The sequence below is a fragment of the Cognatundibacterium luofuense genome, assembly GCF_018139685.1.
In the GTDB taxonomy this organism is placed as follows: domain Bacteria; phylum Pseudomonadota; class Gammaproteobacteria; order Burkholderiales; family Burkholderiaceae_D; genus Undibacterium; species Undibacterium luofuense.
The window spans coordinates 153842-177404 of sequence record NZ_JAGSPN010000001.1 but is presented as its reverse complement, the minus strand read 5'-3'; the positions used below and the strand labels follow the sequence as shown (position 1 = coordinate 177404).

Sequence of the window (23563 nt, the reverse complement as noted above, 5' to 3'; positions counted from 1 at the left end):
AGGCAAAAAACGGGCTTTTCCGGCCTGCGCGGCTGCTGGTACGGCAAGCGCTAAAGATCAGAAAAATTCAGCGGTATCGTTGGCGGATTCGTGCTGTACCTGACCACGGCGCAGCAACTGATCGTAATTGCAGACACAGTTACGGCCACTGGTTTTGGCGTGATACAGGGCCTGATCGGCACGTCCCATGATCGCCACCGGCGCTTCCTGCAAATCGATGTGGGCGTAACCGGTGCTGACGGTGACGCGCCCGACCTGCGGAAAATGCTGCATCTCCACATTGCTGCGGAAACGTTCAAAAATCCGGTGTGCATCGTCGCTGCTGACCTGACGCAGCAACACCACAAATTCTTCGCCGCCGAAGCGGAACAGGCGGTCATCGGGACGGAAAGAAGTGCGCAGTAAGTTCGCAATCAGAATCAGCACTTCATCGCCGTATAAATGCCCGTAATGGTCATTCACTTGCTTGAAATGGTCGATATCAATAATCGCCAGCCAGTCGTGCAACGGCGCATCGGGCGCATTGCGGCGCTGGCAGGCTTGCGGTTGCTGCAATGAGTAACCAGGGTCGCTCCAGTCTGCACGCAAGACTTTGGTGAAATGGTCGTCAAAGGTTTTCCGGTTCAGCAAACCGGTCAGCGTATCGTGCTCACTGTCATTCAGTAAGCTTTGATAATTCTGATAAATCAACAGAATGCCACGGATCACATCCAGCGATGCTGCCGGCAGCGGCGTGCATAAATGCAGTTCGAAGCAGGTATGCACACGCCCTTTGACGGAGACCGGCAACCACAGACAACACGGCGGATCTTTACCGGTGATGACTTGCAAACCGGCCTCCAGTCCTTTGTACAGATCCTGAAAATCCGTCACAGCGCGCCAGCGTGCCGCGTGGCCTTCCGGTGCGACGCAAGCGCCGTCGGAACCGATCATGACCCGTTCGCGCAGCAATACGCCGTGATGGCCGCTGTTGCATTCCCAGATACGGACTGCTTCCGCCGCCGTGATCGCACGCAATGAGGATGCCACTGACATGTTCAGCAATTCATGATCGCGGTGCGCGGTCATTTCCACCAGATACTGAATAATCGATTCCATAACGTGCTGAATGATGTAATCCGGAAAGCGTTGGGCGAACACCGTTTGCAAACGGCGCTGAGTGGGATATTAGATAATTATTCAGCTACGAACTTGTTATTTAAAATCAAAGAGTCTGAGAACTCCTGACCATTTATCAGACCGCCTGCATTTCCGTGCCGCGATCAGCTCCGGCAAATCTGTATCCTGCACAGAGAAGAGCGGATTGTGCGGGAATACAACAAGGCAGGCGGTCCGGCACGACGGTACAATCGCAGCTATTGTCCTCATTTGCCGCCACTATGCCTTTACGTTTGCAACGTCGCTTACTCACAATCACCTGCGGTCTGGTGACCGGACTAAGCCTGCCTTTGTGGCTGCTGGCGGAATGGCAGTTACGTGAACAGGCCACCAGCGTGCCGCAAGCCAGTCTGCAACGCACAGAGCAAAGCCTTCGTTATCTGGAGCAGCAACAAACTCTGCAACTCAGCAACGCCGCCAGTCTGCTGGCGGCGGATGAATCGTTCCGGCAAGCCGTGCAGCAACGCCGCGCAGAAACCATTGTCCCCGCCCTGATACGCCACGCCGCACAGCAGCAAGCCACGCTGGCTGTGCTGGTGGATGCTCAGGGAGAGTTGCTGTATGCCAGCAGCGACAGTCTGGCGCATGGTCTGCAAAACGACTGGCAAGGCTGGATGCGGGCACAACCGGCGGCCAGCGGCGGCTGGTTATTGTCCGGCAGCACCGCCATGCTGGGTGCGCAATCCGTTTCTGTGACGGCGGACGGCGTGAAGGTCGTGCTGGCAAAACCGGTAACCGATGCACTGCTGCAGCCAGTGTCGCAACTGTCCGGCAACCATCTGAGCCTGTTACGCAAAGCTGGCACCAAACCCTGGCAAGTCAGTCAGTCCACTTTACCGGCAGCGCGCAGACAGCAACTGACGGAAATCCTCAGCGATGCGCCGCAGGATTTGTCCACGCTGCAGCTACAGCTGGAACGACGGGATTTCGGTACGCGGCAACTCGCGCTGCCTTCGGACCCGAAAGCACAGCATACCTTGCTGCTGCAAACCCCTGTCGCACCAGTGACGGGGCCTTTGCTGCTGTTACAGCGCTGCATTCTGATTGCCGCGCTGACCGGATTATTTGCCGCTGCGATCCTGACCTTGTTCAGCATTACACAACTGGAAAACTGGATACAGCACATCAGCGAACGCTTAATCCGGCTGCGCGGCGGCAGTTACGGCGCACCGGAAGCAATGGAAATGCCGGAAGAAATGCAGGAAATCGTCACCCATGCCGATGCCCTGCGCAGCTCGCTGCAACAACAGCATCAGCAATTGCAGCATCAGCTCTGGCAAGACCCGCTGACCGGCTTGCCGAACCGTGCGCGCTTTCTGCAAATGACGGAAGAAGCGATCCGCAGCGCCCGTCAGCAACAGGACGGGCCGCCGCGCCTCAGCATCGCGCTGATTGAACCGCAGCATTACTGGCAAGTCCGCCTGCAGGATGGCAGCGAAGCGGCGGAGCAATGGCTGATGCAGTATGCACGGCAACTCAGCCAGTGTCTGGGAACGCAGTTCGCGCGACCGGCGCGGGTCACGGAAGCCTGCTTCGCCTTGCTGTTACCGGCTTGCGATACAGCGGAAGCGACTGCTTACCTGCGGCAATGGCAGACACAGATGCAAACGCAGGCAGCTAGGGAGTCTGGCGGCGATGGTGGTCAGTGGCGCACCGGCATCGCTTGCAGTGAGATGCATGGCAACGATGCTGCTGGCTTACTGCACCACGCCGAAGCCAGTCTGCGCAGCATGACGCCCGCCACCTGAAGCGGCTCACCGGACGGCGTTACTGTGCAGCTATCGTCACCGAGCAATCACGGAGGCCCGGACTTTCTGCCGACGACAGCCGGATCGCTGTGCTGAACTCCGCATTTGAGGCATTTTCAGGCCGCTGGCAGCATTCTGCGCCGTTCTGACAACCGGCGCACGGCACATCAGAAACAAAAAAGCACCGTTCCTGATCAGGATACGGTGCTTTTTTTTGTGGTTTTTACCAGTGTTTATTCCGGTGTTTTCTGGTGTTTTTCGGTGTCTTTGCTGCTGTTTTTGTCGTTGCTTTTTCAATCGTAACCGGCAGGTGAGGTCCGTCTTACACCAGCTGAATCTTCTGCGATTTACGGTCGCGTTTGCGGTTGTACATACGGCTGTCAGCGATTTTGATCAGACGCATATAGTCGTCACCGTCTTCAGGGAAGCTGGCCCAGCCTATCGACGCGCCGACATCCACCACCGCATTTTCCAGCGCAATCGGCTCTTCCACCACCGCGGAAATTTTATCGACCATATGATCAATATCGATCGCATGGCGGGTATCTTTGATCAGCAGGACAAATTCATCGCCGCCGTAACGCGCCACTTCATCGGTATCGCGTATCGCGGCACGCAGACGCGCAGCAATGATCACCAGCACTTTGTCACCGGCATCGTGACCGTAGTTATCGTTGACTTGCTTGAAGCGGTCCAGATCCACAAACAACAGGGTGTAACCGATTTCCACATCCGGATTTTCTTCTGCCATTTGCTGCAGATGGTTGATCTGGGCAAACAGGGATTCACGGTTGGCTACCTGCGTCAGTTTGTCAAAACGCAGTTTATTTTCCATTTCCGTGAAGGTTTGCGCAAGAATCCCGATTTCATCGGTACGACGGATGTCCAGCTTCGGCATCGGTTCACCATTACCGAATTTTTCTGCTGCTGAAGTCAGTTTGCGCACATCGCGGATCACCCGTTCCACAATCGCCAGACCGATGGTCAGCGCGAAAATAATGCAGGCAACCGCAATCACCACGCTCTGGAAAAAGCCCTGATTAATGCTGCTCATGAAATCCGCACGCGGCACCGCCACAATCGTCTGCCAGTTTAAGCCCTGCTTTTGCCCCAGCGGCGAAACCGCGACATCGACCGTACCGATATCCAGTTCCAGTGCATAGGTCGCATCTTTATTGGCCTGATGGTGACCAATCTGGCGGAAGGTATCGCTGATAAGACGGGTTTTCATATCCATCGCGCGCATGCGTTCCGGCAAGCCGTTGACCACACGTTCCGGCAATTCTTTACCGGACGTGGCGACGATATAGCCATCGGCATCAACGATATACGCCACACTGTTTTTACTGATTTCCAGCTTACCGAGGAAGCTGGATAATTCTTTCAGCGTCACATCGGTTGCCACGACACCGGCAAATTCGTGATTTTTCTGGTACACGGATTTGGCCAGCGTAATCGTCGGATAATGGAAAGAAAAGTTGTTATAAATTTTCGACCAGACCGGCGCTTCCGAATTCATAGCCTGCTGATACCACGGGCGTTTGCGCGGATCAAACTGATCCTGACGAATTTGTACAGAACGGTCACCGACACCGGCCACGCGGTACACTTCGCGGTGATCCCATTCAGGCTCACGCCAGAACAATTGCACCTCATTACGGGAAATCCGGTACACGCCGACAAAGCGCCCGTCTTTGCCGCCGAAGTACACGTAATTGTTCACATCCATGAACAAGCCGCTGGCCGCCCAGAATTTTTCTTCCAGCCCGCGCATGTCGGTGCTGAATGACTGGGCCGCCGGAACCCGCGAGGGACTCGGCGCCACCGATTCAAGCGCAGTCAGTGCGCCATCCAGATGTTTTTCAGTGGATAAATTGATGCGGTTAACCATATCGGTCAGTACGCGCTGGGTCAGCGTGTACACCGCATCGGTTCCGGCTTTCATGGAAACCCAGGCAATAGCCGCAGAAACGCTGATCACCAGTACGGTGATCGGTACGACTAACTCCCGGCGTAACGAAGTGCGACTCATAAATGTCGATTAGCGGCAAACTCTGCCTGCACCGCCGCCGAATCAGGCAGCAGCACAAGAAATTAATACGAACGGCAAGCACACCTGAGACGCTGTACGTCCGGAATACTGACCAATAAGAAATTGCTGCGGCGGCATTCTTGTTATTTTGAATTTGCTTATAACCTGAAAGCAGGTTTTAGCATCCGTTACAGGCAAGTTCTCAGCTTTTCTGGCAATTCTCGTGTTCTGCCAAATTGTAACAAGCTTACACCGGTCAGCCCTGCTGCATGCGGATTCCATCCGTTAAGCCGGGACTTTTTTTGATGAATATGTCCTGAATGCAACAGGAATGAAAGCACAGTGACAAGGTTTCCCTGCAGAACACCGCAAAGCGACAGACAAGAGATGATTATGACCAGCAGGTATGACGCACTGATGACGCTGCACAACAGCACAAATCGCTGCTGCTACAGCCGGCTTGTGCAGCAAGTGCAAACACGGGCATTGCCGGTCGGAAATCAGCGTAATGATCAGGCCTGAATCGTTGGCGCCGCTTCAGGCAACGCAGACCGGTGGCGCAAATCGTATGCACCAAAACACAGCGCAGCGTCTGATGCGCTGCGCTGCTGAAGGATGACAGCCGGTTCAACGGTCGTCATCCTGATGTTGACTGCGCTTACTTTGCCGCTTCCGCCGGTTTCAGCGCATCCAGCCACGCTGCGAAATCGGCATCCATGCTCGTGCCCCACTGACGCATCAGCGCCTGCGCGCGCGGCATATCGCCTTTGCGTGTGAAGCTCAGCAATTGCTCGACTTTGTCGCGCTGTTTTTCCATCATGTAGCGCGCACCCAGATAGCCCCAGATATAGACACGGTCTGTGCCACCGTTTTTCAGATAACCGGTGTCAAATAACTGGCTCATTGAATAGGTTTTTTGCGATGCTGCTTTGACTGCGCGTTCATTGTTATCGCCATGCGCCACGTATTCTGCGATGCCTTCTGTCCACCAGATCAGGTAAGGCGTGTCCGGTGCCGGTTTCGGGCAGTTTTCCGGCGCATCATGCGAATCATGCAGGCCTGCGCAGAAATCGCCGTGAATATTGAAACGGCCATCCAGATAATGCGTGAATTCATGGCTCAGATTGTGGATGGAACCATCTTTGCGCTGATAAGCGACAAATTCCGCCTGATTGCCTTTGACGTCCGGCAAACCTTCCAGATACATACCGCCGTTATCGACCGGCATATCGAAGTGCGAACCGGCGTATTTCACAAAGTCATCACGTCCTGCATAAATGTTCATACGCAGACTGGTGTTATTGTCATGCGCGACCGGTTTGCCCTGAGTATTGAACAGGCTGTGAAAACGCTGTTCAACTTTGCCCAGCATCGCGCAGGCTTCTTTTTCCTGTTCACGCGCCAGCGCTTGTGAGCGCAGTACCAGTGTTTTGCTGCAAGGATACACGTGCGACAAAACTTTCTTGGCTGGCGGTAACGAAGCATCTTTGACGACCGGTGTACCGGCTGCATGCGCCATGGCGGTGAGGCTGCTGAAACCGAGTAACAGCCAGAATGTTGACTTCATAAAGACTCCTGATGGGTTAAATAGTCACTACACATATTTTTTTAATATATCTGAAATGCGTATTTACCGGTATAAAAATATCGCCCATGATGTTTTGCAGCGCACATCGCTGACCACACTGACGGGGCTAGGTATGAAATTCTTTCCGGTATGCATGTTGCTATTGCTGTGCAACAGCAGTCTGGCGGCTGACCGTTACCGGATTGATCCGGAACACACCGCCACGCGCTTTTCTTATCTGCACTGGGGTTTGTCGCAACAGCAGGGGAAATTTGAAAAACACAGCGGATGGCTGGAACTGGACACCGCAGCGCAACGCGGTACGGTGGAATTACAGATTGAGGTCAGCTCAGTCCGCACCGGCACTGCTTTGTTCGACAAAACGCTGTTGTCTTCTGCATTTTTTGATGCCGAGCGTTACCCGCAGATTCTGTTTCGCAGCACGGCGATGCAGTTTGACGGCGAGCAACTGAAGCAGGTGGATGGCGTGCTGCGCATACGCGATACAGAAAAACCGGTCAGCTTGAAAATCACCCATTTTCATTGCCGCTGGATGCTGCTGTACCTGCGTCAGGCATGCGGTGCGAACGGAGAAACGACCATTAAACGCAGTGGTTTCGGCATGGGACGCTATGCTCCCTTCGTCAGCGATGAAATGGCGCTGAGTTTCGATATCGAAGCAATTCGTGAATGAAAATTGTGCGGCGCGGTGATTTTCCCCCGTTGCAACTATGCAGATTTACGCATTTTGAAAAAGAAAAATCACAAGACATAACACAGCATCAGGCCTATGCTCAGACCCTCTCAAGACGTCTGAAAAAGGGATAAGCATGACATTGCAAATTGGCGGCTCGACCGCAGAACAGGAACTGGCCGGCATCCGCGCTGATATGTCGGATGTCATTCTGATTCAGCCTTCCGAATTCGCAGCACGGGTAGCAAAAGCAGCGCGCCTGATGCGTGAACAAGGCGTGGCCGCACTGATCCTGCCAGCCGGTACCAGCCTGTATTACTTCACCGGTTTGCGCTGGTATGCCAGTGAGCGTTTAACCGCCGCCATCATCACACCGGAAGCGCGCGTGGTGTTTGTCACACCGACCTTTGAAGAATCCAAATTACGCGAAACCCTGGGCGATAAAGCTGAAATCCGCTTGTGGGATGAAGAAGTCAATCCGGCACTGACCGTCAAAGGCTGGCTGCAGGATCTGGGTTGCACCCGTGGTCCGCTGGCACTTGACGAAGCTGCACAGTTTTTTGTGTTCGATGCTTTACGTCAGGCAATCCCGGATCAGCCGCTGATCAATGGCATGTGCATTACTGCTGAATGCCGTATGCACAAATCCGCCGCCGAACTGGCGCTGATGCAGAAAGCCAAAAATATCACCCTCGATGTACAGCGCCGTGCCGCACGCATTTTGCGCGAAGGAATTTCTTCGTTTGAAGTGGCGGAATTTATCGACCGCGCACACCGTGCTTACGGTGCCAGCCCGTCCACTTTCTGTATCGTCAGTTTCGGCGAAATGACAGCGATGCCACACGGCCCGGATGGTGCTCAGTATTTGCGCGAAGGTGACAATGTGCTCATCGACACCGGTTGCAAAGTCGGTCAGTACCATTCCGACATTACCCGCAGCTATGTGTTTGGCAATCCGACTGCACGTCAGCGCGAGATCTGGAATCTGGAAAAAGAAGCGCAAGCCATTGCATTTGAAACCGCACAAATCGGTGTGCCTTGCGAACAGGTGGATGCTGCAGCACGCCGTGTGCTGGAAGCAGCCGGTTTCGGCCCGGACTACCGTCTGCCCGGCCTGCCGCACCGTACCGGTCACGGCATCGGTCTGGATATTCATGAGTGGACCTATCTGGTGCGCGGCAATACCCGCCCGCTGGCTGCAGGCATGTGTTTCAGCAATGAGCCGATGATTTGTATCGAGGGTGAATTCGGTGTCCGTCTGGAAGATCATTTCTACATGACGGAACAGGGACCGAAGTGGTTCACCGCACAAAGTGCATCAATCGATTTACCTTTCGGCGCTTAATACTGCATACCCGTCAGAACCGGCATTCGCCGGTTTTTGCATTTTCGCCTGAACAAAGCCGGCACAGACCGGCTTTCAGGCAAGCTTCCTGATTACCGGAGACACCATCATGGAAACCGATCTGCCATTCGGACGCTGGCAGGCACCGGCACACTGGCTCAGCATTGATACGCTGGATTGCCATACCGGCGGCGAACCGCTGCGCATTATCACGCGCGGATTTCCCGTTTTGCCGCAAGCCAGCATTCTCGAACAACGCCGCGCCTGTCAGCAACACGATCATTTACGCACCTTATTAATGCATGAACCGCGTGGTCATGCCGATATGTACGGCTGCCTGATTGTTCCGCCGGAACGCAGCGACAGCGCCTTCGGAGCCGTGTTTCTTCACAACGAAGGTTACAGCACCATGTGCGGCCATGCGGTGATTGCGCTGGCAAAAGTGGCGGCGGAATGCGGCATGGTTGCCATTGAACATAACCGCGCCAGCCTGAAAATCGATGTGCCCTGCGGTCAGGTCAGTGCGGTTGCCGAACTGGAAAATGGTCAGGTGGTGCGCAGCGGGTTTGAAAATGTCGCCTCTTATGTCGCCAGCGATCTGTTGCAGATTCAGGTGGACGGTATCGGCGCCGTGCCTTTGCGCATTGCGTATGGTGGTGCTTATTACGCATACGTGAATGCGGATGATATCAGTCTGTCGCTGGATGCTGCATCGTATGCGGCGATTGTGGATGCAGGTCGCCGTATCAAATACGCAGTGATGACCAGTATGCCGGTGAAACATCCGTTTGAAGATGATCTGAGCTTTTTATACGGCACCATTTTCTACAGCGCATCTACTACGCCGGGCGTCTTCCGTCGCAATGTCTGCGTCTTTGCTGACGGCGAAGTTGACCGCAGTCCGACCGGCAGCGGCGTTTCCGGCATGGCGGCTTTGCTGCATGCCGACGGTCAGCTGGAGCCGGGTCAGTCGGTCATGATCGAAAGCATTACCGGCAGCCGGTTCCGTGTTGAATTACGCCGTCCAACCACATTCGGCCCTTATGCCGCCGTGATTCCGTTCGTTGAAGGACAGGCAAATATCAGTGGCCAGCACCGTTTTTATCTGGATCCCGCCGATCCGTTTCCACAAGGTTTTTTTCTGCGATGAAACAAGAACATCAAACCCGTCTGCACAGCCTGCGCGCGCTGATGCAAAGCAATGGCTGCGAAGCCCTCATGATTTTTTCCCCGGCTAATCTGCGCTATCTGGCAGCTTACAGCGGTGAAGCTGCCTGTGCACTGATTACACAGGATCAGCTACACCTGATCACCGATTACCGTTTCATTACCCAGGCGGAAGAAGAATGTGCCGGCTGGCATTGCTATTGCCGTGACCGCGAGGCAGAAACGCTGGGGCAGGTCGTGCAAAAACTGTTACTGCAATCCGGCGTGCGACAGGCTGCGTTTGAAGCTGCCGAAGTGTCGGTACAGAACTGGGCGCAGATCGCACAGGACAGTGCCGGTATTCAATGGACTCCAGCACCCCTGTGGACAGAACAATTACGCCGCCGTAAAGATGCGAGTGAACTGGCACTGATACAGCGCTGCGCCGCCATTGCGGATCAGGCACTGGCAGAAACTCTGCCACTGCTGTGCCCCGGTATCAGCGAAGCGGAGTTTGCACTGGAACTGGACTTCCGTATGCGCAGGCTGGGCGCTGAAGCTTTGTCATTTGAAACTATTACCGGTTTCGGCGAACGCTCTGCCCTGCCGCACAGCATTCCTTCGGAGCGCCGTTTGCGCGAAGGTGATCTGATCGTGCTGGATTTCGGCGCATCGGTTGGCGGCTACCGCTCAGACATGACCCGTACCTACATCGCCGGTGAACCGGATGCACGCCAGCAAGCAATGTATAACGCCGTAACGCAGGCGCAGCAGGCAGCGCTGGCGGTCATCAGAGACGGTATCAGCGCCCGTGAAGCAGATCTGACTGCACGCGCAGTGCTGGCAGAACATGGTTTTGCGCAGCAAGCCGGTTCCAGTCTCGGCCACGGCGTTGGTTTGTGCTTGCATGAACAACCGATCATGACACCGAAGTGTGAAGAAATTCTGCGCAGCGGCTATGTCGTCACGATAGAACCCGGTGTGTACATCCCCGGCTTTGGTGGTGTGCGACTGGAAGATGATGTGCTGATTACCGAACACGGTTACCAATTACTGACCCATTCCCCTCAACCTTTCCGACTGACGTAAATGTCAGATTTCAACATGCAAACATCTGCCAAGCGCAGCCCTTTCATGGGCGCTTTTTATGTTGCCAATACCATGGAGATCTTTGAACGTCTCGCATGGTACGGCTTTTTTACTTTGTCCTCGCTTTATATGACCAGTCCGACCGCTGCCGGTGGTCTGGGCTTCACAGATCAGCAGCGTGGTTTTCTGCAAGGCATGATTCCGTTTCTGCTGTATCTGCTGCCGGTGATTACCGGTGCGCTGGCTGACCGCTACGGCTATCGCCGCATGTTCCTGCTGGCATTTGCGATCATGGCGCCGTCATATTATCTGCTGGGTCAGGTTCGTGATTTCTGGGCATTTTTCGCCGTCTTTTTATCAGTCGCTGTCGGTGCCGCCTGCTTTAAGCCCGTCGTTGTCGGTACGATAGGCCGCACTACCGACGACACCAACCGTGGTCTGGGCTTTGGCGTGTTTTACACCATGGTCAATGTCGGTGGCTTCCTCGGTCCGCTGGTTGCAGGTTATGTGCGTGCGATCGGCTGGGACAAGGTGTTTTTGATGTCTTCGTTGTGGATTTTGCTGAACTTTGTACCGGCGATTTTCTTTTACAAAGAACCGCGTCATGCCAGCGAAGCGGCAGACACCCGCAGTCTGCGTCAGGTGCTACAGGATACGCAGGAAGTGCTCGGCAATGGGCGCCTCGCACTGATGGTGGTACCGGCGATTATCGGCATCATGATTGCTGCTAAAGGCGGTATCAGTTACGCCACTTATGGCATCGCGATGGGTACGTGGATTGCCATCAATCTGCTATGGAGTGCAGTCCTGAGTCAGCCACAGGCAAAAGACTGGTATCGCCAGCCTGTGAAACTGGGAAATACACCGTTTGTGCTGTATCTGATGATCATGACCGGTTTCTGGACCATGTATAACCAGTTATTTATCACCATGCCTTTGTATATCCGTGACTTTGTGGATACCGGTGATCTGGTTCGCATGATCAGCCAGTACTGGCCGTCTGCACTGGATTTTCTGGCCAACGTGAATCAGGATCAGCTGGCAACCGCATTAACAGAACTGGCGGGCAAACTGCCTGCAGACAACAGTGTGGCAGCACTGGAAACCCTGCGTCTGGAACTGGTGAATTACAAAGTGATGGTGCCTGCCGATGTACTGCAACAGGGTCTGACTGCGCTGACGCAACAGCAAATCAGTGCCGCAGAACTGGCGCAACGCTGGACCGGCGCTTACCGTCAGGTGAATCCGGAATACATTGTGAATCTGGATTTCGGCGCGGTGGTGTTAATGCAGATTGCGATCAGTGCGTATATTCAGCGCTGGAGCGCGTTGCCGGTGCTGGTGTTCGGTACGCTGGTACTGGGCGCGAGTATGGTGCTCGGCGGCGCATCGTATGCAATGGTATCCGGCGGCAGTGTGGTTGCCTGTGCTGTCATTTTATTCGCACTGGGTGAAATGATTGCCTCACCGAAAAGTCAGGAATATGTAGCCGCAATTGCACCGCGCCAGAAAACCGCAATGTTTATGGGGTATTACTTTGTGTCGATGGCGCTCGGTAATCTGTTCGCAGGTCTGTTATCCGGCTGGGCATATCAGACACTCGCCCGTGATATGCATCAGCCACTGATGATGTGGTGCGTGTTCGGAGCGATTGGTCTGGTGACAGCGGTCGCGATGATTGCACTGAATAAGTATCTGCGCAGCCGTCCTGCTTCGGCAATGAAAGCGGCCTGATCAGTCAATCCGGGAATATATCCCGGATGATCAAAACAAAAAACCCGGTAAATGATTACCGGGTTTTTATTTGCGGATGCGATATCCGCATTCAGCTTCTCAACAGTCAGAGACTGCGATCAGAAGCGGTAGCCTACACCTACGCCAACCAGCCATGGGTCAACTTTGACTGCACTGATTTTTGCGCCATTCAGCAACACGTCAGAACGGATCTGTACTTTTTTCACGTCCAGATTCAGAGACCAGTTTTTGTCCAGTTTGAAATCCACACCAGCTTGCAGAGCGAAGCCGATGCTGCTGCTTTCCAGATCACCTTTACCGCCCAGCAGGTTCACGTCAGAGATACGTGTGTAGTTCACACCTGCGCCAACGTACGGACTCATTTGTGCTTCTGGCATGAAATGATATTTTGCTGTCAGTGTTGGTGGCAGATGTTTGAAGCTGCCGATGTTTGTGCCGTTCAGCGCAACATCATGTTTTTGCGGGTAAGTCAGAATCAGTTCTGCAGACAGATTCGGCGTGAAGTAGTAGTTGATATCAACTTCAGGAATTGTTTTGTTACTGACAGTGATTGCATCTGCTGCTGCCAGACCCGGAATTGCGTCAGAGCCGTTTGCAGGGCTGATGTTCACAACGCGTGCACGAACTTGCCATGGGCTTTGTTCTGCTGCCATTGCCTGAGTTGCTGTCAAACCAACTGCTGCCAGGGAGAGGGCTAATACGAGCTTTTTCATGTTGTTTTTCCTTGTGATCAAAGTTGATGAACCAAGTGTAGACCTCGGCTCTGTGCCGGATTTGCGCTACCGCAAATTTGGTGCATGGCACAAATTTGATGCAGATCATGGAAAAACTGTCGGGCAGAGCGGCAATGCTGTATCCTTGCGGTCATCCTTTTGTACTCGGAAAACAACACAAAATGGCAAATTACGTCTACACCATGAACCGGGTCGGCAAGATCGTCCCGCCTAAACGTCAGATTCTCAAAGACATCTCCCTGTCCTTCTTTCCCGGTGCCAAAATCGGCGTGCTGGGTCTGAATGGTTCCGGTAAATCCACCCTGCTGAAAATCATGGCAGGTATCGATACAGATATTCAGGGCGAAGCAGTGCCGATGCCGAATATCAAGATCGGTTATCTGTCACAGGAACCGGAACTGAATCCGGAACACACCGTGCGTGAATCCGTGGAATCGGGCATGGGTGAAGTATTTGCCGCCAAAGCGCGTCTGGAAGAAGTGTATGCCGCTTACGCGGATGAAAATGCGGACTTCGATGCGCTGGCGGAAGAGCAAGGTAAACTGGAAGCCATCATCAGCGCTGCAGCCGGTGACAATGTGGAACTGCAACTGGAAATGGCGGCGGATGCGCTGCGTCTGCCACCGTGGGATGCCAAAATCGGCGTACTGTCCGGTGGTGAAAAACGCCGTGTCGCCTTGTGCCGCTTGCTGTTATCCAAACCGGATATGCTGTTACTCGATGAACCGACCAACCATCTGGATGCGGAATCGGTAGACTGGCTGGAGCAATTCCTGCTGCGCTTCCCGGGCACTGTGGTTGCGATCACGCATGACCGCTACTTCCTCGACAATGCAGCGGAATGGATTCTGGAACTGGACCGCGGTGCAGGTATTCCGTGGAAAGGTAATTACTCTTCCTGGCTGGATCAGAAGCAAGCCCGTCTGAAGCAGGAAGAAGCAACCGAATCTGCGCGTCAGAAAGCGCTGCAGAAAGAGCTGGAATGGGCGCGTCAGAATCCGAAAGCACGTCAGGCGAAAAGCAAAGCCCGTCTGGCCCGCTTCAATGAAATGAGTGAATACGAATACCAGAAGCGCAATGAAACACAGGAGATTTTCATTCCTGTGGCAGAACGTCTGGGTAACGAAGTCATCGAATTCAAAAACGTCAGTAAAGCCTTTGGCGACCGTCTGCTGATTGATAACCTGAGCTTCAAACTGCCGCCGGGTGCAATCGTCGGTATTATCGGCCCGAACGGTGCCGGTAAATCCACGCTGTTCAAAATGATCAAAGGCATTGAGCAACCGGACAGCGGTGAAGTGGTACTCGGTCAGACTGCGAAAATCTCGCTGGTCGATCAGTCGCGTCAGGATCTGAGCAATACTAAAACCGTGTTTGAAGATGTGTCGAACGGTGCCGATATTCTGCAGGTTGGCCGCTTTGAAATGCCATCCCGTGCGTATCTAGGCCGCTTCAACTTCAAAGGCGGCGATCAGCAGAAAATCGTCGGCAATTTGTCGGGTGGTGAACGCGGTCGTCTGCATCTGGCAAAAACACTGTTGCAGGGCGGTAACGTATTGCTGCTGGACGAACCGTCCAATGATCTGGACGTGGAAACCCTGCGTGCGCTGGAAGATGCCTTACTGGAATTTGCCGGTTGCGTAATGGTGATTTCGCATGACCGCTGGTTCCTGGATCGTATTGCGACCCATATTCTGGCGTTTGAAGGTGATTCTCAGGTCGTGTTCTTCGATGGTAACTATCAGGAATATGAAGCTGACAAGAAAAAACGTCTGGGTGAAGAAGCAGCAAAACCGAAACGTATCCGCTATAAACCTTTGACGGTATAAACCGCTAACAGGCATACTGAACAGGCTGGCTGCTTTCGCGCAACCGGCCTGTCTTGTTAAAACGGGTGATCTTATGCGCAAACACGCATTCTTCTTTTCAGTCTTGCTCGCATGTTCTGCGGTCGCCTTGCCGCTGCAGGCATCAGCCAATTCCGGTGGCGGCAGTGCCAGCGCCAGTGCCGGTGCCGGTGCAGCAACCACACCGCTGGAACCGTTTATTGTGAATCTGTCGACCTATGACCGCTATCTGCAAGTGGCAATTACCCTGCAACTGGCGAAACCGGAACTGGCAGACAAGATTAAGCAAAACATGCCTGTGGTCAGGCACAATCTGATTATGCTGCTCAGCAGTAAAGACTCTGCCTCGATTCAGAGCGCCAATGGCAAGCATGATCTGATTGAAGAAATCAAAGATAAAATTAACAAAGTGCTGGATGTCAAAGAACGCGATGGCGTAACCGACGTTTATTTTGTTAACTTTGTTATTCAGTAATTTTTTATGAAGGACAGCTGCCGGTCGTGACCGGCAGCTGTTTTTTTATGTATCAGCTCGCCGCTCCGGTTACTTCCGAACTAGAAATCAAAAAAAGCCGCTTTCTGGGATTTTTATTCCCGGTACACAGCCGTCCGCAAGCCATGCAGCATCTGCAAGCCTTACGTGCAGCCCATCCGGGTGCAGTACACGTATGCTGGGCGCTGGTGTGTACCGGCGATTCCGGTCTGGACGATGACGGCGAACCTTCCGGTACTGCCGCCAAACCCATGTACAACGTACTGGTTCACAAAGATGTGACCAATATTCTGGCGGTGGTAGTGCGTTACTGGGGTGGTATCAAACTCGGTGCCGGAGGCCTGACGCGGGCTTACGGCCAGACCATTTCGGATGCTTTCCGCGATGCACAACTGATTGCGGTCGAAGTCATGCAAGAGTTGCAGATCACGGTCGCATACGCCGCTGAAGCACAAGTACGACACTGGCTGGAGAAATTTCAGGCGGAAGTACTGGATGTGCAATATGATAGCCAGACCCGTATGACGGTACGCCTGCGCGAAAAGCAGGTGGATACATTATGTGAAGCGCTGACCACCGCACTGAAAGGGCAGGTCACGCTGCGCCGGATACCGGAATAAACAGACTGCCAGATCCGGCAGCGTTTGTTTCCGGCATTGCCTGCGCTGACCGTTTTTTCTGAGGATGTCTGAATCTGCCCATGCACCGCCACCGCCTGACATGTCTGCTGAGTCTGTGCGCAGTGGCTTTGCTGGCTGCGCTGCCCGGCTGGTCCGGCCTGACGGATTTTTCTCCCGGCCTGATCGAAGCCTTGCAAAAGCGCTTTGGTGCAGAAGCTCCCCGCCGCCTGCAACAGTTTCAGTCCGCTATCAGCCAGATCCGTCGTCAGGCAGGTGCTGACGGCATCCGCAATGCGGTGCAGACTGCCAGTGGCAAAGCTGAATTGCCGTGGTTGCAGAAGGTCAACGATTTCTTCAATAAAGTGCCTTACCTGACCGATCAGGAACACTGGGGCGTGCCTGATTACTGGGCGACGCCGGCAGAAATGGTCGCTTCGTGGGGCGGTGATTGCGAAGATTATGCGATTGCCAAATACATGTCCCTGAAGGAACTGGGTTTCCCGGTCGAACGTTTACGCATTACCTATGTGCGTGCCGTGAAAATCGGCGAAACCCATATGGTGCTGGCCTATTACCCGTATCCGTCGGCTGATCCGCTGATTCTGGATAATCTGGTGGATGAAGTGCAGCCCGCTTCGCAGCGCACCGACCTGATTCCGGTCTACAGTTTCAATGATGAAGATTTATGGCTGGCCAGCGGCGTCAACCGCAAAGGCGGCGCGTCCACCGTGCGCCTGTGGCGCGAAGTCATCGAGCGTATGGAAAAAGAAAAGCGGATGTAAGGCGGCGACACGGACCTACCTTCCCATCCCCGCCATCCACCGGAGCCGGTGTTGAGCCTTCAACTGGCTCAAATGCGGGTTTCAGCACAGCGATCCGGCGGTCGTCGGCAGAAAGTCCGGGCCTTCAAAATCATGCGATGCGGACTTCTGCACAATGATGAGGTTCATTCCGCCCGTTCTCAAAGGTAAGGACGGAATGCGCGCTGGACGGAAACCGGTTCTGCCAGATAAAAACCCTGACCTGCCACCAGTCCGCATTCGCGGGCGAACTGCAACATCGCTTCATTTTCCAGTTTTTGCGCAATCACCGGAATATCCATCGCTGTCGCCAGTTGCACGATAGCCTGCAAATGGGTGCGCCAGTTGCTGTCCAGCATGGCTTGCTGCAGTAATTGCGGATCCATCTTCACATAATCCGGCGTCAGCTGACGCAGCATACGCACCGCTGACGGATGCAGGCCGAACTGATCAATGCCGATCTGTACGCCGTTCTCACGCAGCAATGGCAGGCTGCCCAGTGCGGTATCACCGGCATCCTGCAACTCGGCTTCCGTGAATTCCAGTGCCAGTCGCTGGCGCACCGGCCAGCGTCCGGCACATCCGTCCAGCAGCCATAAACGCCACTCTGTGTCTTGCAGCGAAGCCGCCGCAATATTGACGGCGATGCGGCCCGTCGCGCCTTCATGCCGGCTGATCAGTTCCAGCGCCAGACTCAGCGCAGCTTTGTCCATGATTGCGGATAACTGATGACGTTTCACCATCGGTAAAAATGCGGCCGCAGGCAGAATGTCGCCGGAAGGCAGGGCCAGACGTAATAACAATTCCTGATGCAGTTCGTGCTCGTCTGCAAAGCGCAGTACCGGCTGCACCGATAACAGCCAGCGGTTCTGGGTTTGCGCTTCCGTCAGTGTGGTACGCCATGCTTGCGAACCCATGCCGCTGAGCTGACCACTGCTGGCTTCGTCATGTACCTGAATCTGCTGCCATGCCTGCTGCTGACGTGCCTGCGCCAGCAGAAAATCCGCTCTCGCCAGCAATACACCCTGCTCTGCCGGAGATGAAAATCCGCTGAGCACCGCCAGCCAGCGCAGACCAGTATCCGGCAAAGACAAGCCGGTACTGATGGTTTGCGCCAGCGCCTGTGCCTGCGCTGCTGTCTGATCCTGAATCAGCCATGCAAAGGTGCTACCGCCCAGTCTGGCAACCAACCCGTTGTGGGCCGGAATCTGTTGCTGCAGGCATTGCGCAATCTGGCGCAACACCGCATCGCCCTGTGCAAATCCGTGCTGCTGGTTCAGCTCATGCAAACCTTCCAGCTCCAGCAAACCCAGCCAGGCCTGACTGATGCCTTCATCGCGCTGCAATAGCTGATTCAGTCGTAAACGGAAGCTTTCGCGGTTTTCCAGACCGGTCAGCGCATCCTGCATTGCCTGCTGACGCAGCGTATCTGCCTGTTGCGCAGCGCGGCTCAGTTCCTGATCAATATGCTGACTCATCTGGTTCATCGCTCTGACCAGCTGACGCAGTTCACGCGCATACGGCAAACGCTCAATCGTGGTGAAACGATGCTGACGAATGCCGGTCGCCATGGACTCCATGGCTTCCAGCGGACGCAATAACCAGCGCAGTATCAGTAATCCGGCCAGCATCACCAGCACAAACAGCGCCAGCATCCAGGTCGCCAGATTCAGCATGCTTTGCCACAAATACTGATACGCATAGGCCGGATGGCTGACCACCACCACTTTGCCGAGCTGACGCCAGCCCGCACTGACAAAGGCTTCTGCCGGTTGCAGTTCCAGCCGCACCAGCTGCGTTACCCAGCCGGGTTCGGCCACGGTCTGATCTGCCAGTTCCCGTTTTGCCAGCACCTTGCCATCTGCGTCCAGCACCAGCATTTGCCGGTAATAACCACGGTCAAACACAGAGGCAATCTCGGTTGCCGCCAGCGTCGCATCATGCTGCTGCAACGCGGTTTGCAGCGTTTTGGATAATGTCGTCGCCGCATCCTGTGCGTGAGATGCAAGCTGTTGCTGCAGATAATCGCGGGTACTCAGCACCGTCAGGGTTTGCACCACGATGAACACCAGCAAAAACAGGCCGGACATTGCGAGTAAAAGTTGTTTTTTCAGGGTCATAGCAGATCACGACAAAAATGAATGCCATCAGTCCAGCTGACGCTGACGGCCTAACTCTGAGAAAATAGCACTTTCAGTCTGCCCCTTTCATTTTTTTCTCCGGGGTAGCACTAAATCAGTCGTTTTTTACGCAGGAGTCAGTATGAATGAAGAATCCGGCGCGGACTTGCAGCAGAAAATTCTGCAGGAAACCGCACGTTATCCGTGGAAAGAGTTAATCCGTCAGTTCGCTGCCGGTAATGTGGTGGTGGTGGCCGATGGTTTAGATCTGGTCGAAGTCGCCTACTGGATGGCCAGCGATAATGCGCCCGCCGTTGCGCCTTTGCTGGCGTCGGGCCAACTGGCCAAAGTCAGCGATGAACAGGCGCAGCAATGGCTGAAAGAAGAAGCCGAATTGTGGACGGTGGTGGTCAAACCGTGGATTGTTGTGCAGTACAAAAAAGTTACACACTGACAAGCTGGCACTGTCGCCGCAACAACTATGCTGTGGCGTAAAACACAATACCCGGCATCGCGACAAATGCCACTTTTCGGATACGCTGCGCCGGAATGATGATTTTTGCATATCATGACCGATTCATTGACTCCGGCAGTCCTGCCGGATTTTCCCGCGCAGTGATCCGCTTCCGGTGCACTGCTGATCATTTCCGGTGATGTCAGGAGAGCCCCATGAATGGCTGGAATACTTACCCGCACAGCAGTTCACGTCACAGCGGCATGCTGCTGGCACTCGGATTACATGTTTTGCTGATCAGCGCATGGTGGCAAATGCAGCATCAGCCGTGGCGCAGTCACAACAATGCATCTTCCGCAATGGAGCTGGTATTTGTACCGCTGCCCCAGCCTGCTCCACAAGCAGCCCCGCAAGCACCGGTCGTCAGCCAACCTGTTGCCGCAGAACCGGTCAGAGCAAGCAGCACGCCACCGGCACCTGTTTCTGCAAAGCGCAGCAAACCGGAACTTCCCCGCAAAACAACAAACGAATCCGTCAGTCAGCCAGTGGAGACACATGCTGTCAGCACACCCGTCACTGATAACCCGCCAGCCGAATCCGCAACAGCAGCGACGCCGCGCAGCGGCACCGACCTGCACCAGTTGAAAGCCAGTGCCGGACGCATTGATAAAGAATGGCGCGGCACCACCATGGGCAAAATCCAGATGGCGCAGGATACCGACCCGACCACCGATGAAAAACTCGGTAAAGGCGTCAAAAAAGCAGAGAAAAAGGATTGTCTGAAGGCGTATTCCGGCATCGGTCTGTTGGCAATTGCACCACTTCTGGTCAGCACCGTGGTGGATACCGGCTGCAAATGGTGACGCGCCGGACGACTCCGCTATAATGCGCGTCTGGCGTTTACTGTCAACAGACCGCTCCGGACGTGCGTTGTGTCCGCAGAGCCGTCATTTTGCGGTCACTTTCACTTTGGAAGACTTATGAAAAAATCCTCTTTTCTTCTGGCTGCCATGCTGGCTGCCGTTATCGGCACCGGATTTGCACCAACCTTCACCTCCACCGCATTTGCACAACAGGCTGCGGAAGAGAAAAAAACAGACAATTCTGTGCGTCCTGAATTCGCTAAAGCAATTCCTGAACTGCAAAAGCTGCTGGAAGAAAAAAAATACGCTGAAACAGACGAAAAGCTGAAAACTCTGGATGCGATGGATAAAAAGCTGCCGTATGAATCCTTCATGCTGCACCGTTTCCGCGCCATCATTGCGTCTTCCACCAATAACACCGAATTGCTGGCTGCTTCGTTCAGCGCCATGATCGATTCGCCATACCTGAAAGATGCAGAAAAACTGCGTCTGATGGAAGGTCTGGCCGGTACTTACTACAACGAAAAACAATACGACAAAGCACTGAGCTGGGGTCAGCGTTTCCTGCAAGGCGAACCGAAAAATGCGTCGATGAACAGCATGATCGCCAAAGCGCATTATCTGAAAGCCGACTATCCGGCAACGATCCAGAAAATCCGCGAGATTCTGGCGCAAAACAAAGCTGACGGCGTAAAACCTTCTGAAGAAAACCTGAAACTGTACGCCAGCTGCTACCAGCATCAGAAAGATATGGCTGGTTACGCCAGCGTACTGGAACTGATGGTGGAGTTCTATCCAACCCGCGAACTGTGGAGCGACCTGATCTACCGCGTCGAACACAAAGCCGGTTTCTCTGACCGTCTGCGTCTGGATCTGTACCGCTTGCTGTTAATCAACGGCAACATGGATGACGCCGGTCAGTACGTGGAAATGGCAGAACTGGCATTGCTGGCAGGTTTACCTGCAGAAGCCAAACAAGCCGTGGAAGCCGGTTACAACGCCGGTCTGCTGGGTACAGGCAAAGAAGCTGCGAAACACAAGCAATTGCGTGACCGCGCCAACAAACAGGCTGCGGAAGATCTGAAATCGCTGGACGCCGGTGAAGCGTCTGCACGCAGCGCCAAAACTGGTCTGGGTCTGGTCAATACCGGTTACAACTATGTGATCAGCGGTCAGGCAGAAAAAGGTATCCAGCTGATGGAACAGGGTCTGGTCAAAGGCGGTCTGAAATTTGAAGACGAAGCACGCCTGCATCTGGGCATGGCTTACCTGAAAACCGGTAACCGCGACAAAGCAAAAGAAGTGTTCGCAAGTATCAAATCCACCGACGCTGGCGATCTGGGCCGCCTGTGGCTGCTGACCCGTCCTGCCGCACAAAACTGATCGTTTAACGCATCAGGCTGCTGTGCACCAGCACAGCAGCACCCGACAACACCCTGTACCGCCCTGTGCGTACGGGGTGTTTGTTTTTGCGGAAGCGTTCCGTCAATGATTTTTTATGCCCGTCTCCGCAGGCAGGCTCGGCATTTTTTCTTATGGGATTTGGAGATAATACCAAAACCGTAAAATAACCATACCGGTTTATCACCGCTATTACGATTAGGCATCTGGACTTGCATAAATCTACAACAGAAATTTAAAATATTTTTTATATTTATATTTATATTTACAGTGAAGTATATAGCCCAGCCACCTTTAACAATCCATTATCAAAAATTAGGGCTACAATATATACGCCCAATATTTAACAATTTTTCTTGTATGTCAGATTTTCCGGATTGCATTGACATCCACTCTTCAACCGAGGCACAAACATCCAAACAGAATATGTCGATCTGAAGCTGAAGAGTATTACCGCATTGATTCATATGAATTATACTATTTTTCCCAGGTGGAACAATAAAATGAAATTTATCAAGCGTTTTCCGTGCACTTTGATCTTCTATACCAAATTCACCTTGATGTAAATATGCACATCTTAAAGCATAGCAATCAGAACCATATAGGAAGGTATGAAGCTGTTTTGATGGTCCCAATGAACTTTGATAACGCTTTAGCATAAATTGATCATACCAAGCGACATATCTAGCCTTTGATCCCATGGATGGATTCTCTAGGCAACCACAGATATCAGGAAGAGTCATTGCCAATGTTAAGGCAGCATGCCAGTTATTGCTTTCAATTGAAGCACGTATGGAATTAACAAACTGTTGCACTATGAATCTCCTTTTCGCTATCTTGACGGTAACATACTATGCGTTTTTTACATAAATTAATTTTAACATTTTTTATGCCCGATTAAAATAAACATCACGAGCCTCATCCTTTATTGCCTTCAATACATTTTCAAATAAATAATTCTTTTTATTTAAAATCTCACAAATCCTACAAGCTACAAGGCTAGAATACAACTCATAAACGTCAATTTTATTTTCTTCATCAATTACTATTTTTGAAAAAAAGTAATTTTTATACAAATCCTCATTCCTAAAGAAGTTTGCATCTTCTTCTCTAATTCGAAATTTTAGATTATGAGCCATTTTATTTCTTATTAAATTTAATCTTTTTATAGATCGAATAAATGGTTTTAACTCATCATTCTTATCATTTATTATTTTTATCTTTTTAGAGAAAGTAATATTCAAATCTTTCCTATTATAGCAATATTTTTCTTTTAGATATTTATCTATATAATATTCAACATATAAGTGAGATCTTAATATTCTACCAATTTCAAGCACATCTTGATCAAAGACTTCCCGTGCCTCTTTTGACATAGCCTCACGTTCAGCATGAAATTTATCAATACCACCATACGCGTCAGCCAATGACGCATATGCTTTATCAAATTTTTTACCCATTTATACTTATCTATTTTTTAAAATATATAGCACATAGCTTTCGACGTAACAAGCAATCTGGAGCGGTGAGCCGTATCGCTATAGATTATCGATCGTTCGGATTTACTATGCTTCACTTATCGCCAAGACTCTCAGGAGGCTGTGGAGTCCGACGATTTACTTGAACCCCACCGGACTTCGCAATCGCAAAACCTGCAACAGCACTGAAAATAGGCAATCCTGCTTCTGCGCCGATGA

At 52.8% G+C, this 23563-nt stretch carries 20 protein-coding genes; 13 read left to right on the top strand and 7 right to left on the bottom strand.

The features are described 5' to 3' along the window. Positions 1-57: 57 nt before the first annotated feature. Positions 58-1140, bottom strand: coding sequence for a GGDEF domain-containing protein (locus KDM89_RS00770; RefSeq protein WP_329604612.1), 1083 nt, complete (start codon positions 1138-1140; stop codon positions 58-60). Positions 1141-1358: 218 nt separating this feature from the next. Between KDM89_RS00770 and KDM89_RS00765 the strand changes: the two genes are divergently transcribed. Further along, positions 1359-2906 carry a sensor domain-containing diguanylate cyclase gene (locus tag KDM89_RS00765; protein ID WP_212686053.1) on the top strand — a complete coding sequence of 516 codons (1548 nt, stop codon included), beginning with the start codon at positions 1359-1361 and terminating at the stop codon, positions 2904-2906. A 322-nt stretch (positions 2907-3228) separates the two neighbouring features. Here the strand turns inward: KDM89_RS00765 and KDM89_RS00760 are convergent, their stop codons facing one another. Both KDM89_RS00760 and KDM89_RS00755 read right to left on the bottom strand, forming a co-directional pair. Then, positions 3229-4938 carry a sensor domain-containing diguanylate cyclase gene (locus tag KDM89_RS00760; protein ID WP_212686052.1) on the bottom strand — a complete coding sequence of 570 codons (1710 nt, stop codon included), beginning with the start codon at positions 4936-4938 and terminating at the stop codon, positions 3229-3231. Between the two features lie 658 nt (positions 4939-5596). Then, positions 5597-6505 carry a collagenase gene (locus KDM89_RS00755; RefSeq protein ID WP_212686051.1) on the bottom strand — a complete coding sequence of 303 codons (909 nt, stop codon included), beginning with the start codon at positions 6503-6505 and terminating at the stop codon, positions 5597-5599. Positions 6506-6638: 133 nt separating this feature from the next. Between KDM89_RS00755 and KDM89_RS00750 the strand changes: the two genes are divergently transcribed. The 5 genes from KDM89_RS00750 (at position 6639) to KDM89_RS00730 (ending at position 12513) form a co-directional block, all read left to right on the top strand. Then, positions 6639-7199 (top strand): YceI family protein, encoded by a 561-nt coding sequence (locus KDM89_RS00750; protein ID WP_212686050.1) that lies wholly within the window; start codon positions 6639-6641, stop codon positions 7197-7199. A 136-nt stretch (positions 7200-7335) separates the two neighbouring features. Continuing rightward, positions 7336-8544: a M24 family metallopeptidase gene (locus KDM89_RS00745; protein WP_212686049.1), complete on the top strand. Its 1209-nt coding sequence runs from the start codon at positions 7336-7338 to the stop codon at positions 8542-8544. A 109-nt stretch (positions 8545-8653) separates the two neighbouring features. Continuing rightward, positions 8654-9694 carry a proline racemase family protein gene (locus tag KDM89_RS00740; RefSeq protein ID WP_212686048.1) on the top strand — a complete coding sequence of 347 codons (1041 nt, stop codon included), beginning with the start codon at positions 8654-8656 and terminating at the stop codon, positions 9692-9694. After that, positions 9691-10779 (top strand): M24 family metallopeptidase, encoded by a 1089-nt coding sequence (locus KDM89_RS00735; protein ID WP_212686047.1) that lies wholly within the window; start codon positions 9691-9693, stop codon positions 10777-10779. The genes KDM89_RS00740 and KDM89_RS00735 overlap by 4 nt, the downstream gene beginning before the upstream one ends. A 15-nt stretch (positions 10780-10794) precedes the next feature. Continuing rightward, complete coding sequence (locus KDM89_RS00730; RefSeq protein WP_212686046.1) at positions 10795-12513, top strand: MFS transporter; 1719 nt, start codon at positions 10795-10797, stop codon at positions 12511-12513. A 119-nt stretch (positions 12514-12632) separates the two neighbouring features. Here the strand turns inward: KDM89_RS00730 and KDM89_RS00725 are convergent, their stop codons facing one another. Next, positions 12633-13247: an OmpW/AlkL family protein gene (locus KDM89_RS00725; protein WP_212686045.1), complete on the bottom strand. Its 615-nt coding sequence runs from the start codon at positions 13245-13247 to the stop codon at positions 12633-12635. Between the two features lie 182 nt (positions 13248-13429). Between KDM89_RS00725 and ettA the strand changes: the two genes are divergently transcribed. From ettA to KDM89_RS00705, 4 genes are all read left to right on the top strand, one after another. Further along, complete coding sequence (gene ettA / locus KDM89_RS00720) at positions 13430-15097, top strand: energy-dependent translational throttle protein EttA (protein WP_189357924.1); 1668 nt, start codon at positions 13430-13432, stop codon at positions 15095-15097. A gap of 73 nt (positions 15098-15170) precedes the next feature. Further along, positions 15171-15590 (top strand): flagellar basal body-associated FliL family protein, encoded by a 420-nt coding sequence (locus KDM89_RS00715; protein WP_212686044.1) that lies wholly within the window; start codon positions 15171-15173, stop codon positions 15588-15590. A 47-nt stretch (positions 15591-15637) separates the two neighbouring features. Further along, the gene (locus KDM89_RS00710; protein ID WP_212686043.1) at positions 15638-16228 is read left to right on the top strand and encodes an IMPACT family protein; all 591 of its coding nucleotides are present in this window, start codon (positions 15638-15640) and stop codon (positions 16226-16228) included. Between the two features lie 80 nt (positions 16229-16308). Further along, positions 16309-17010 carry a transglutaminase-like cysteine peptidase gene (locus KDM89_RS00705; RefSeq protein ID WP_212686042.1) on the top strand — a complete coding sequence of 234 codons (702 nt, stop codon included), beginning with the start codon at positions 16309-16311 and terminating at the stop codon, positions 17008-17010. A gap of 179 nt (positions 17011-17189) precedes the next feature. On the opposite strand, the gene KDM89_RS00700 is transcribed toward KDM89_RS00705, so the two are convergent. Continuing rightward, positions 17190-19148: a bifunctional diguanylate cyclase/phosphodiesterase gene (locus KDM89_RS00700; RefSeq protein ID WP_212686041.1), complete on the bottom strand. Its 1959-nt coding sequence runs from the start codon at positions 19146-19148 to the stop codon at positions 17190-17192. A gap of 142 nt (positions 19149-19290) precedes the next feature. On the opposite strand from KDM89_RS00700, the gene KDM89_RS00695 reads away from it, so the two are divergent. From KDM89_RS00695 to KDM89_RS00685, 3 genes are all read left to right on the top strand, one after another. After that, positions 19291-19602 (top strand): DUF2288 domain-containing protein, encoded by a 312-nt coding sequence (locus tag KDM89_RS00695; protein WP_212686040.1) that lies wholly within the window; start codon positions 19291-19293, stop codon positions 19600-19602. Between the two features lie 215 nt (positions 19603-19817). Further along, positions 19818-20465, top strand: a complete 648-nt coding sequence (locus KDM89_RS00690) for a hypothetical protein (protein ID WP_212686039.1) — start codon at positions 19818-19820, stop codon at positions 20463-20465. A gap of 117 nt (positions 20466-20582) precedes the next feature. Beyond that, a complete protein-coding gene (locus KDM89_RS00685) occupies positions 20583-21848 on the top strand; it encodes a tetratricopeptide repeat protein (protein ID WP_212686038.1) in 1266 nt (421 codons plus the stop codon). A gap of 326 nt (positions 21849-22174) precedes the next feature. Here KDM89_RS00685 and KDM89_RS00680 read toward each other — a convergent pair whose 3' ends face one another. Continuing rightward, entirely contained in the window at positions 22175-22681 is a 507-nt protein-coding gene (locus tag KDM89_RS00680) for a hypothetical protein (protein WP_212686037.1), read from the bottom strand. A 72-nt stretch (positions 22682-22753) separates the two neighbouring features. Continuing rightward, the gene (locus tag KDM89_RS00675; RefSeq protein WP_212686036.1) at positions 22754-23326 is read right to left on the bottom strand and encodes a hypothetical protein; all 573 of its coding nucleotides are present in this window, start codon (positions 23324-23326) and stop codon (positions 22754-22756) included. Positions 23327-23563 lie beyond the last annotated feature (237 nt).